Origin of the sequence: Siccirubricoccus sp. G192 (assembly GCF_019084075.1) — a bacterium.
Lineage (GTDB): Bacteria > Pseudomonadota > Alphaproteobacteria > Acetobacterales > Acetobacteraceae > G192.
Map to the genome: position 1 here is coordinate 1,938,029 of NZ_JAHREN010000001.1, position 11,118 is coordinate 1,949,146.

Consider the following 11,118-nt stretch of genomic DNA (forward strand, 5'->3'; position numbering starts at 1 on the left):
AGCATCCCATGACCGAGCCAAGCAACCACTACGGCGCCACCGCCGCCCGCGCCCATGGCCGGCCGGGGCGGGAGACGCGGCCCGCCTCGCTCACCGTGGACATCCACGCGCATGTCGCGGTGCCGGAGGCGGCGGCGATGGTGGCGCCGCATCTCGACCGTGCCGCCATGCCGATGGCGCGCTTCGCCACCCCGGAGACCCAGGCGCTGAATCGCAGGCAGGAGGCCGACCGGCGGGAGATATCCACGAACCTCGCGGCACGGCTGGCGGCGCTGGATGCGATGGGCATCGACCTGCAGCTCTGCGCGCCGCCGCCGCCGCAATGCTACTACACGGTCGCGCCCGAATACGCCGTGCCGGCGACGCGCGTGCTGAATGACGGCATCGCGGCGTTCTGCGCCGGGAGGCCGGACCGCCTCATGGGCCTTGGCGGCGTGCCGATGCAGGAGCCGGCGGAGGCAGTGGCGGAGCTGGAGCGCTGCATGGGGCCGCTCGGCTTCAAGGGCGTGCAGGTGCTGACCAATGTCGCGGGGCGGGAACTCTCCGACCCTGCCTTCGAGGGATTCTGGGCGGCCGCCGAACGGCTCGGCGCGCTGGTGATGATCCATCCGAACGGCTTCACCGAGGGCCAGCGCTTCAGCCGCTTCTACTTCAGCAATGTCCTCGGCAACCCGCTGGATACCACGGTGGCGCTGCACTACCTGATCTTCGATGGCGTGCTGGAGCGCCATCCCGGCCTCAAGCTGCTCGCGGTGCATGGCGGCGGCTACCTGCCGGGCTATTCCGGGCGCATCGACCATGCCTGGGGCGCGCGGTCCGACAGCCGCGGCGCCCTGCCGCAACCGCCGACGCATTACCTGCGCAAGGTGTATTTCGACAGCATCGTCTTCACGCCGCACCAGTTGGAATACCTGGTGCGGGTCTTCGGCGCCGACCGCATCCTGATGGGGACGGATTTCCCCTACGACATGGCGGAATCCGACCCGATCGGGCATATCTGCGCGGTCGAGGGCTTCGATCCGGCGACGCGCGCCGCGCTCGCTGGCGGCAACGCGCAACGGCTGCTCGGGCTGTAGATCGGATCGTGGGCTGGTCTGAACGCGCCAGCGCTCAGGCGCCCGCGTGAATCCGATCTTCCGATCTGTAGATCGGCGTCAATCCGCCGTGGCACCGGAGGCGCGGATGATCGGGATCCACAGCGCGAGCTGCGCATCCCAGAATTCCGCCAGCTCCGCCGCGCCGGTGCCGCGCGGCTCCACCCCCACATCCGCCAGGCGGCGCATGGTGGCGGGGGCGCGGATGGCGGCGATGGTGCCGCGCTCCAGCCGCTCCCGGATCGCGGGCGGCACCGCACTGGCGGCGAAGACGGCGTGCCAATTGTAGGTCTCGTAGCCCGGCAGCCCGGCCTCCTCGGCGGTCGGAACATCGGGCAGCACGGCGGCGCGGCTGCGGGTGGACATGGCCAGGGCGCGCAACTGCCCGCTGCGCACGAAGGGGATCACGGTGGGCAGCGTGTCCACCATCATGTCCACCGTGCCGGCGATCAGGTCGTTCATGGCGGGGCCGGAGCCGCGATAGGGCACATGCACCATCTCCACCCCCGCCATGCTCGTCAGCAGGTGGCTGGAGAGATGCACGATGGTGCCGGCGCCGGAGGAGGCATAGCTGTGCCGCCCCGGCTCGCGCCGCAGCAGCGCGATCAGCTCCTGCAGGCTATGCGCCGGCACGCGCGGATTGACCACCACGATGTTCGGCACCGTGCCGACCAGCGCGATGGGGGCGAAGGCCCGGTGGATATCGAAGCTGAGGTTGCGGTAGAGCCCGGCATTCAGCACCGCCGAGGACATGCTGTGGAAGATGATGGTATAGCCGTCCGGCGCCGCCGCCAGCGCCGCCTCGGTGCCGATCACGCCGCCGGAGCCGCCCCGGTTCTCCACCACGACAGCCTGGCCCATCTCCTCCTGCATGCCCTGGGCGGTGATGCGGGCGACGAGATCCGCGGCGCCGCCGGCGGCGAAGGGCACCACCATGCGGATCGGCCGGGAAGGGTAGGGCGCCTCGGCCTGCGCCGAAGCGGCGCCTGGCAGCAGCGAGGCGCAAAGCAGGATGGGCAGCAGCAGGCGGCGCATGGATGGTCTCCCGGGTTCGACCCTTGGCCTGGAGCCCCGCCCCCGGGCATCAGCCGGAAACAAAGGCTCGTGTTCCCCATCCGCAGGGCGCCGCGGCACGGCACGCTTCGAATCGGGAACATTACCGCCACCATGCCGCAGGATGCGGCCCGCGGGCGGTAAATCGGGCGCGCGCAGCGCCAGCGGGATCACAGCCGGGTGCTGGCGTCGGCTTGCCCCTTTCCGAAGCGGGCGCCGCCGGCTAGAGGCGGCCGCATGGACAACCTGATCGCCGGCTACCGCCGCTTCCGCGAAACCGCCTGGCCGGAGCGCCGCAAGATTTTCGAGCAGCTGGCCGAGCGCGGGCAGCGGCCGCGGGCCCTGGTGATCGCCTGTTCCGACAGCCGTGTCGACCCCGCCATGATCTTCGATGCCGGGCCGGGCGAGATGTTCGTCGTGCGCAACGTGGCCAATCTGGTGCCGCCCTATGAGCCGGACGGCGTCCATCACGGCACCAGCGCCGCCGTGGAATTCGCGGTCTGCGGCTTGCAGGTGCCTGATATCATCGTGCTCGGCCATGGCATGTGTGGCGGCATCCAGGCGCTGCTGCAGGGCGTGCCGGCGCCGCTCGGCGATTTCGTCGGCCCCTGGATCCGCATCGCCGAGCGTGCCCGCAAGCGCGTGCTGGAATGCGCGCCGGCCGAGCCGCAACTGGCCTGCGAGCATGAGGCGGTGCGGCTTTCGCTGGAGAACCTCATGACCTTCCCCTGGGTGCGGGAACGCGTGGCGGATGGCCGGCTGCGCCTGCATGGCGGGCATTTCGACATCCGCTTCGGGGTGCTGGCGATGATCCGGGCGGATGGGGAATTCGCGCCCGCCTGACGCCTCCCGTCAGGCCGCCGCCACGGCCTCGGCCGGGGCCCGGCCGCGGATGCGGTCGGCGGATTTCTCGGCGATCATCAGGGTGGTGGCATAGGTATTGGCCGAGGGCATGTTCGGCATGATGGAGGCATCCACCACCCGCAACCCCTGCATGCCATGCACCCGAAGCTCGTCATCGACCACGGCGGTCGGGTCCGAAGCCGGGCCCATGCGCGCGGTGCCGATCAGGTGATAGGTGGTGGAGCCGTTGCGGCGGGCGAAATCCAGCAGCTCGTCATCGCTCTGCACCTCCGGCCCGGGCAGGGTCTCGCGCTCGACATAGGGGGCGAGTTCGGGGGTGCCGAGCATCCGCCGCACCAGCCGCATGCCGCCGAGATGCACGCGCCGGTCCATGGGGTCCGAGAGGTAGTTCGGCTGGATCTCCGGGTCCTCGAAGACATCCGTGCTGCGGGCGCGCACCCAGCCGGTGCTCTCCGGCCGGTGCTGCCAGGCGCCGGCGGTCATGCCGGGATAGTCGTCCAGGATATAGGCGCGGCCTTCCCGATAGCTGCCGGGGGTGAAGACGCATTGCAGGTCCGGCGCGTCCAGCCCCTCGAAGGATTTCCAGAAGACATGTACATGCGAGGGCGCGGTGGCCAGGATGCTCGGCCGGCCCAGCCCCCAGCGCGCGATCTGCGCGCCAAGCCGCAGGCCGCGCGAGATCTCGTTCAGCGTCGGCACGCCGGGCCTGGCGCGCATGACCATGCGGGAGGCGTAGTGGTCGCGGAAGTTCTCGCCGACGCCGCGCACCTCATGCACCACCGGCACGCCGAGCCGCGCCAGCAGCGCCGCCGGGCCGATGCCCGAGACCTGCAGCAGCCGCGCCGTGTTCACCGTGCCGCTGCTGAGGATCACCTCCCGCCGCGCCCGCACCTCCCGCGCCGGGCCGCCGCGCCGGTGCAGGTAGCGCACGCCCACCGCGCGCTTGCCCTCAAACAGCAGCATGCTGGCGCGGGCATTGGTGCGGAGGTCGAGATTGGGCCGGGACAGCGCCGGCTTCAGGAAGGCGCGCGCCGCGCTGATGCGGCGGCCGCGCAGGATGGCGCGCTGGAAATAGCCGACGCCGGCCTGGTCGCCGCTGTTGTAGTCCGGGTTGCGCGGAATCCCCAGGCCGACGCAGCCGGCGATGAAGGCTTCCGAGAGCGGGTGGATCCAGTCCATGTCGGTGACGGGGATGCCGCCCTCGCGGCCGCGCGCCGTCTCGCCGAAGCCGATGCGCCGCTCGCTCCGGCGGAAATAGGGCAGCACATCGGCGTAACCCCAGCCGCGGTTGCCGCGCTGCGCCCAATTGTCGAAATCCGCGGGCTGGCCGCGGTTATAGACCATGCCGTTGATCGAGCTGGAGCCGCCGAGCGTGCGCCCCTGGGTCGTGGCGATGCGGCGGCCGCCGGTATTCTCGGTGGGCTCGGTCTTGAACTGCCAGGTGCAGGAGGGGTCGAAGAGCGTCTTGATGAAGCCGGCCGGGATATGGATATAGGGGTTGCGGTCCGGCGGCCCGGCCTCCAGCAGGCAGACCGTGGTGCCGGGGTCCTCGGTCAGCCGGTTGGCGAGCACTGACCCGGCGGCGCCGGCGCCGACGATCACATAGTCGAAACTGTCGGCGGCAGGGCGCTTGTTCATCATCGCGGTCCTTGTCCTCCCGGCACCCCATGATCCAGGCAGCCGGGCCGGCAGGCAAGCCGGATCGCGCGGGCCGCACCAGCGGCATCGGTTCCTGACCAATGCCAGGGCCGCTTCTGCGGCTCTTGTCCAGACGGCCGGCTTGGCGCGACACTGGGACCAAAGCGCCAGGAGGGAACAGGATGTCGGGCAACCATGCCGCAACGGCCACCAGGATGGCAGCCGCCCCGGGTGGCGGAACGCTCCGCCTCACGCCGCTGCATCCGGTGATCGGGGCGCGGGCGGAGGGCATCGACCTGCGCCGGCCGCTGACCACGCAGGAGGCAGCGGCGATCGAGGCGGCGATGGACCGCTACGCCGTGCTGGTCTTCCCGGACCAGCAGCTCGACGATGCGGCGCAGCTCGCCTTCGGCAGCAATTTCGGCGAGGTGGAGGAGACCCCGAGCCTGGTGGACCAGGCGCGGCGGCGGCTGCCGGAGAACCGCATCAACGACATCTCCAATCTCGGCGTGGATGGGCGGATCCTGGCCGCGGATGACCGGCGCCGGATGTACAATCTCGGCAACCTGCTCTGGCACAGCGACAGCAGCTTCAAGCCGACCCCGGCCAAGTATTCCATGCTGCATGCGCGGGTCATCCCGCCGAGCGGCGGCGAGACGGAATTCGCCGATATGCGCGCCGCCTGGGACGCCCTTCCGGACAAAATGCAGGCGGAGGTGAAGGATCTGGTCTGCGAGCATTCGCTGATCTTCTCCCGCGCCCAGCTCGGCTTCGAGGAATTCACCCCGGAGGAGCGCGAGCGCTGCACGCCGGTGCCGCAGCGGCTGGTGCGGCGGCATCCCGGGTCGGGCCGGCTTTCGCTCTATCTCTCGGCGCATATCGGCCGCATCCGGGGCTGGCCGACGCCGGAGGCGCTGATGCTGATCCGCGACCTCACGGAATCGCGACGCAGCGGCAATTCGTCTACCAGCATGCCTGGTCGGTGAACGACCTGGTGATCTGGGACAACCGCTGCACCCTGCATCGCGGCCGGCGCTACGAGGACAAGACCTATCCGCGCGACATGCGGCGCGTCACGCTTCAGGATTCTGCGCCGACCCTGGCGCAGCCGGTCTAGCTGTTCCAGCGGGATGTCGAGGGCGCGGATCACCGCGCCCCAACACTCGTGGTCTAGGCGCTGCCGGCCGGGTTGCCGCCCTCAACCTGCCATCCGGTAGAAGACCAGCCCGCCGATCTCCGCCGTCGGCACCTGGCCCAGCGCCCAGCCGGGCAGCTCCGCCGCGTCGTGGCAATGCGTGGCGCCGGCGGTGGGGTCGGGCAGGCTGCCGGAAGCGGCGCGGGCGGCGATGCGGCGGCAGATGGCCAGGGCCGGGTCCGCCGGCGGCGCCTCGCCCAGCGCGGCGTGGCGGGGGTGGCGCGGGTTCCAGCAGGCAAAGAGGAAGGGCGCGCGGCAGACCCGGCCGAGCAGCAGCGGCCAGGACCCGGCCGGCGGGCCACCCGGGGCGAAGCGGGCGCAGGCGGCCGCCCCCCTGCGCCGCGAGCCGGGCGCGGTTCGCCACCAGCGAGGCCAGCGCCTCGATCGCCCGCACCGGCCGCGAGCCGGCCTCCGCCCAGAGGGTCAGGGCCAGGGTTTCCGCCGCCTGCCCGGCCGCCATCGCCGCCGTGCCCGCCAATGCCGCGCTCATGCCTCGTCTCCCGTCTGGATGCGTTCGCGCGGCCGCGCATGCGGCGGGGTGGCGCGGGTGAATTCCTCGATCTTCCCCTCGATGCGCAGCAGCTGCTGCGAGAGGCGGCGGTCCACGTCGCGGATCAGGGAGAGCGGCACATAGGTGCGCGCCACCTCCAGCTTGAATTCCGCCAGGTCGTCGCGGGTGCGGCTCACCGCCTCGCTCTCCCGCTGGTCGCTGCGGTCGATGCGCTCCTGGAGGTCGCGCCTGAGGCCGTGGATCATGTAGAACAGGGCGGCGACGATCGGCGCCTCGACGGCGCTGATCCACCAGGTTGGTTCGATCTGCATGGGCGGGGCTCCTCGCGGCCTCCTTGAAGGCGGGGGTGAAGGGGGCCACCCTGGGGGTGGCACCGGAAGACGAGTGATGCGGATGATGTGGCAGGAGCCCTATCTCGAGACCTGCTGCCGCTCGGCGCTGCACCGGCTGACGCTGGTGGGCGCGGGCGGACGGCCCGATGGGCTGAAGGACGAACCCTGCCTGCGAAGGCTGCAGGGCATGGGCCTGGCGCGGCAGCGCCCGGACGGCCGCTTCGAGATCACGGCCGAGGGCGGCACCCGCCATGCACGGGAGATCCTGCGGAAGGCGGGTTAGAGCAGATCGCCGCAGGTTGGAACCGCCCGGAGGCGTGAATCTGCTCTACAAACAACGGGCTACAGCGGCGTGCCGAACCATCAATTCGGCACGCCGCTGTAGCCGGCCCGCCAGCCCGCCACCCGCGGTGCCGCGGGCACCAGCGGCAGCCGCACCGGCTCGGCCAGCAGGCAGCCGGCCAGGGCGTCCAGCGCATCGTCGCGGGCGCCGCGCGCCTCCGGCCGCCAGGCCGCCATCTCCGCCGGGAAGGGCGTGCGGAAGACGGCCTCATGCGCGTGCAGCCGGCGCGCCGCCAGCGCCGGTTCCAGCGCCGCCAGGATGCGTTCCGACTTGCCGCGGTGGCTGTTGTGCTCCAACACCGCGCAGGGCGCGCCGGCCCGTGCCATCTCCCGCCGGAGCAGCGCCGGCAGGAAGCGGCCGAGCCCATTGGTCTCCACCCGCACCACCGGCAGCAGCAGCTCCCGCGCCAGCGCCGCCACCGCCTTGCATTGCTGCGTGGCGGGATCGATCGGGCTGTCCGGGTCATGGGTCAGCCAGGCCAGGCGGTGCAGGAAGTGGTTGCCCTCGCCATCCGCATAGGTGGCGGCCAGCACCGAGGCGTCGCCGCTGCCAGGGCGGCCATAGGCCGGGTCCCAGAAGCCGCCGCCGGAAAGCAGCCGGCGGCCGAGCAGCGAGAGATGCGCGCGGCCGCCGGCCTCGCGGTAATCCGGCTCCTCCGCGTAGCGCACCAGCAGCGCGGGATCGAGCCGCGCCGCCGCCTCCGCCACCGATTGCAGCAGCATCTGCCGGGCGAAGCGCAGCGGCCCGACGCGGCTCCGCAGCGCCTCGATCTCCGCCAGCGCGAAGCGTTCCGGCCAGGCGCTGCCGCCATCGGCGCCGAGCAGCGGGATGCTGAGGCGGCGGTAGCCCGTCAGCCAGGCATCGGCGCTGCCGGGCGGCAGGTAAAGCGTCTCCGCACAATGCGGCGTGCCGACATAGAGGATGCTGCCGCCGGGGGTGAGCACGAATTCCCGTCTCCGCCAGCCGCGAGCGCAGCTCGGCGCGCTTGTCCGGCGTGTCGCAATTGCCGGCCACCTCGACATCGTCGCAGATGATCAGCTCGGCCCGCGCCCCGGTGATGTTGCCGCCGAGCCCCTGCGCCAGCATGGAGGGATCGCGCAGCACCGCCTGGCGCGCCACGGTGAAGCGGTCCATCGCCCAGGACCCCGGCGCCTCCGGCAGCAGGTGGCGGCAGAGCGGGTGGCGTTCCAGGATGCGCCGCACCGTCGCCACCATCTTCGTGGCCAGCGGCTGGTCGGCGGCCAGCACCAGAATGCGCGCATCCGGGTCACAGAGCAGCCACCAGGCGCAGAACAGCCCGACCATGGTGGATTTGCCGCAGCCGCGGAAGGCCATCAGCAGCAGGCGGCGGTCGCCCGCCTGCCGCCGCAATTGCAGCCAGCGGGCGATGCGCCGGTGCACCGCCGGTGTCGCCTGGTTCTGCGCCGCGTTCCAGATCCAGGCGAATTCGACGAAGTCAGCCTGCGGCGCCGTCGTCATCGGATGGGGTCTCCTCATTCGCCAGCGAGGGCATCCTTTCGCGCCAGGCGGCCATGTCGATTTCGACGGGCTTCGCCTCGCCCGAATCGCGCGCCAGCTTCAGCACATGCTCCAGATGCGCGAGCGCGGCGCGGGCCGCGGCGTGCCGGGCACCGAAGGCCTTGGCATCCTCCTCCGTGTCGCCCTGGAGGAAGGACCGGTATTCCTCCAGCACGAGTTGCGCCGCTTCCGTGAGATCGGCATCGAGGGGCGCGTTCCGCCGCGCCCTCACGACTTCACCAGCCGCACGCGCACGGTGCCCGGGTTGAGGTCCACGGCGGCGCCGCTGCGGTTCCAGGCGGTGACGGTGACGGCATCCGTAGCCCCGACCTGCGCCAGGAACACGACGCCCGAGGTGGCGAGGCTGAAGGAGGCCTGCACGAAATCCCCCGGCCGCGCGCCCGGCAGCGGCACATTGACCTGCGCCGAGCCGCCGGCGGCGATGGAGGGCGCGTCCCACACCGCCTCCGCCTTCATCTCCCGCAGGCCGAAGGGCAGGTCCGGCAGGCCCCAGAGCACCGCCGGCGATTGCGACGGATCGCAGGCGAGGCGCAGCGCCCGCACTTCGTAGTCCCGGCCGATGCGCGCGAGGCCGATGATGGCATAGGCCACCTGGTCGGCCAGGCGCACCACCTGCAACCGGGTCAGATCCGCATCCGTCATGTCGGCGGAGCCCTGCCACCAGCGCGGCGTCTCGGCCCACTGCATGGACATGCCGGAGGCGCGGACCATGGGGCCTGAGGCTTCGGTCAGCAGCGCCATCGAGGCATCGAAGCACTGCACGATGAGGCGCGGATTGTCCGCATCCACCGCCAGCGCGAATTCCTTGCAGGCCCGCGCATCCACCACGAAGCCGATGCCGCGGCCGCCGGTGAGAAGCAGCCCGCGATCGCTCAGCACATACTGGTCGAGCCCCGCGAAGGTGAAATGCGGCAGATGCGTCGGCGCGCCGGAGACATTGGTGGAGAGGCAGGCGAGGCGCTCGAATCCCAGCTCGGTATTGCTCTGCCGGAAGGCGGCGGCGCGGATATTGGGAACGGAGATGAGTTCCCGCACCGCCTCCCGGTGGCCCGCCGCCTGGTGCAGCGCCCGCACCACGGAGCCGACGCGCGTGGCGCTCGGCGTGTAGTCGATGCCGATGCCGTAGCCCTGGCTCGCCCAGGCCACCTCATAGACATGGTCCTGCGCACCGCCGGTATGCCGCGCGACGAAGGGCGAGCAGCCCTCCATGCGGATGCCGTTCGCCACCACGGCGCGGCTGCTCACCTCCGACAGGAAGGGGATGCCGGTGATGGGCTTGTCGCGCGCCTGCAATTCGAAGCCCGGCCCGTGGAACAGGTGCCGGTTATGCGCGACATAGGCGCCCGGCGCGGCCGAGAGCCGCACGCCGTAGCGGTCCTTGCCGGGATTGACCGTGCTGCCGATGGCGAAATGCCCGCCATAGTAGCGGACCGAGGTGTTCCAGGCGCCGGCGGAGGCGGTGCGGATATCGAGGCCGATGCCGTTGTTCACGATACGGCCGAGGATCAGCGTCGTGTCCTCGAAGCCGCGCCCGTCGCCCAGGGTGCGCAGCCCGATGGTGAAGCCCTCGACCTGGCGCAGCTCGACCAGGCTGGCATCGAGGTTGCGCGCCACGATGCCGATGTCGTTCTCGTCCAGCCAGTCCGAGATGCTGGCGCGCAGCACGCGCAGGCCCTGGTAGAGCTTGGCCGCGTTGCGCACCGTGCCGCCATCGCCGAGCGTCAGCGCCGTGCGGCCGCCCGGCCCGGCATAGAGGATGGCGCCGCGCATGGTGAGCCCCGCCGCCGCGCCGGGCAACGTCAGCGGCATGGTGGTGCGGAAGCTGCCCTCGGTGATCTCCAGGTGCTTGCCGCTGGCGGCGGCGGCATTCATGGCGGCCTGGAGCGCCGGGCCGTCATCCGTGACGCCATCGCCCATGGCGCCGAAATCGCGGGAGGAGAGGCGCTCCGCCAGCTTGTCCTCCACGGTGCGCGGCACCGCGCCGGCAAAGGGCAGCGAGAGCAGCCCGGCATCCCGGTTGAAGACGGTGACGCCACCGGCGCTGTCGAAGCCCAGCACCTTGTTGGAACGGGCGGCGCGCACCGGCAGGGTGGTGATGCTGCCGACCTCGGAGGGGTCGAGCCGGAGCGCGCTACCGATCTCCTCCTTCACCTCCTGCAGGGCGGCCACCTGGTAGTCCAGCTCGTCGTTCAGGGTGCGGGCACGCAGCACGCCGTTCTCCTGGAAGTCGCTGTTGCGTGCCACCACCAGGTTCCGCCGCAGCGTGACCCGGGTGCGGGCCGGCGGCGGCGCGATGAAGGTGACGCTGCCGCCCTCGGAATGGCCGGCACCCAGGACGGTGAAGCCGCCAGGCTGCAGCAGGTCGTCGAGCCGCACTTCGAGATCGGCCGCGGTGAAGATCGGGAAGGGATAGGTGAAGCCGGTGCGGATGCCATCGGCCAGGTATTGCACCCGCGGCGCGACGTCACCGATTCTGATATGCTCGTCCATGCTGGGACTCCGGGATATGGAGGGGGCATGCCCCTTGTGCCTGGCGGCCCGCCAGGCGC

9 protein-coding genes and 2 pseudogenes are annotated in these 11,118 nt (G+C 71.4%); 4 read left to right on the plus strand and 7 right to left on the minus strand.

From position 1 onward, the window contains the following. Positions 1-8: 8 nt before the first annotated feature. Positions 9-1,076, plus strand: a complete 1,068-nt coding sequence (locus KSF81_RS09205) for an amidohydrolase family protein (RefSeq protein WP_217378722.1) — start codon at positions 9-11, stop codon at positions 1,074-1,076. A 78-nt stretch (positions 1,077-1,154) separates the two neighbouring features. Here KSF81_RS09205 and KSF81_RS09210 read toward each other — a convergent pair whose 3' ends face one another. Further along, positions 1,155-2,129: a tripartite tricarboxylate transporter substrate binding protein gene (locus KSF81_RS09210; RefSeq protein WP_217378723.1), complete on the minus strand. Its 975-nt coding sequence runs from the start codon at positions 2,127-2,129 to the stop codon at positions 1,155-1,157. Positions 2,130-2,384: 255 nt separating this feature from the next. On the opposite strand from KSF81_RS09210, the gene KSF81_RS09215 reads away from it, so the two are divergent. Beyond that, positions 2,385-2,990 carry a carbonic anhydrase gene (locus KSF81_RS09215; protein WP_217378724.1) on the plus strand — a complete coding sequence of 202 codons (606 nt, stop codon included), beginning with the start codon at positions 2,385-2,387 and terminating at the stop codon, positions 2,988-2,990. 9 nt (positions 2,991-2,999) lie between these two features. On the opposite strand, the gene KSF81_RS09220 is transcribed toward KSF81_RS09215, so the two are convergent. Continuing rightward, positions 3,000-4,652 carry a GMC family oxidoreductase gene (locus tag KSF81_RS09220; protein WP_217378725.1) on the minus strand — a complete coding sequence of 551 codons (1,653 nt, stop codon included), beginning with the start codon at positions 4,650-4,652 and terminating at the stop codon, positions 3,000-3,002. 212 nt (positions 4,653-4,864) lie between these two features. On the opposite strand from KSF81_RS09220, the pseudogene KSF81_RS09225 reads away from it, so the two are divergent. Further along, positions 4,865-5,766: pseudogene (locus KSF81_RS09225) on the plus strand (TauD/TfdA dioxygenase family protein). Positions 5,767-6,330: 564 nt separating this feature from the next. On the opposite strand, the gene KSF81_RS09240 reads toward KSF81_RS09225, so the two are convergent. Further along, on the minus strand, positions 6,331-6,666 hold the full coding sequence (locus tag KSF81_RS09240; protein ID WP_217378727.1) for a hypothetical protein: 336 nt from the start codon (positions 6,664-6,666) through the stop codon (positions 6,331-6,333). A gap of 76 nt (positions 6,667-6,742) precedes the next feature. On the opposite strand from KSF81_RS09240, the gene KSF81_RS09245 reads away from it, so the two are divergent. Continuing rightward, positions 6,743-6,970: a hypothetical protein gene (locus KSF81_RS09245; RefSeq protein WP_375293317.1), complete on the plus strand. Its 228-nt coding sequence runs from the start codon at positions 6,743-6,745 to the stop codon at positions 6,968-6,970. Positions 6,971-7,050: 80 nt separating this feature from the next. Here the strand turns inward: KSF81_RS09245 and terL (KSF81_RS09250) are convergent, their stop codons facing one another. The 4 genes and pseudogenes from terL (KSF81_RS09250) to KSF81_RS09260 form a co-directional block, all read right to left on the minus strand. After that, positions 7,051-7,974 carry a phage terminase large subunit gene (gene terL / locus KSF81_RS09250; RefSeq protein WP_309139515.1) on the minus strand — a complete coding sequence of 308 codons (924 nt, stop codon included), beginning with the start codon at positions 7,972-7,974 and terminating at the stop codon, positions 7,051-7,053. A gap of 67 nt (positions 7,975-8,041) precedes the next feature. Further along, positions 8,042-8,527, minus strand: a pseudogene (gene terL / locus KSF81_RS29355) (phage terminase large subunit); the annotation flags it as partial. Next, positions 8,487-8,780: a hypothetical protein gene (locus KSF81_RS09255; protein WP_217381872.1), complete on the minus strand. Its 294-nt coding sequence runs from the start codon at positions 8,778-8,780 to the stop codon at positions 8,487-8,489. The gene KSF81_RS09255 and the pseudogene terL (KSF81_RS29355), both read right to left, overlap by 41 nt. Beyond that, positions 8,777-11,059 carry a hydrolase gene (locus KSF81_RS09260; RefSeq protein ID WP_217378728.1) on the minus strand — a complete coding sequence of 761 codons (2,283 nt, stop codon included), beginning with the start codon at positions 11,057-11,059 and terminating at the stop codon, positions 8,777-8,779. The genes KSF81_RS09255 and KSF81_RS09260 overlap by 4 nt, the downstream gene beginning before the upstream one ends. Positions 11,060-11,118 lie beyond the last annotated feature (59 nt).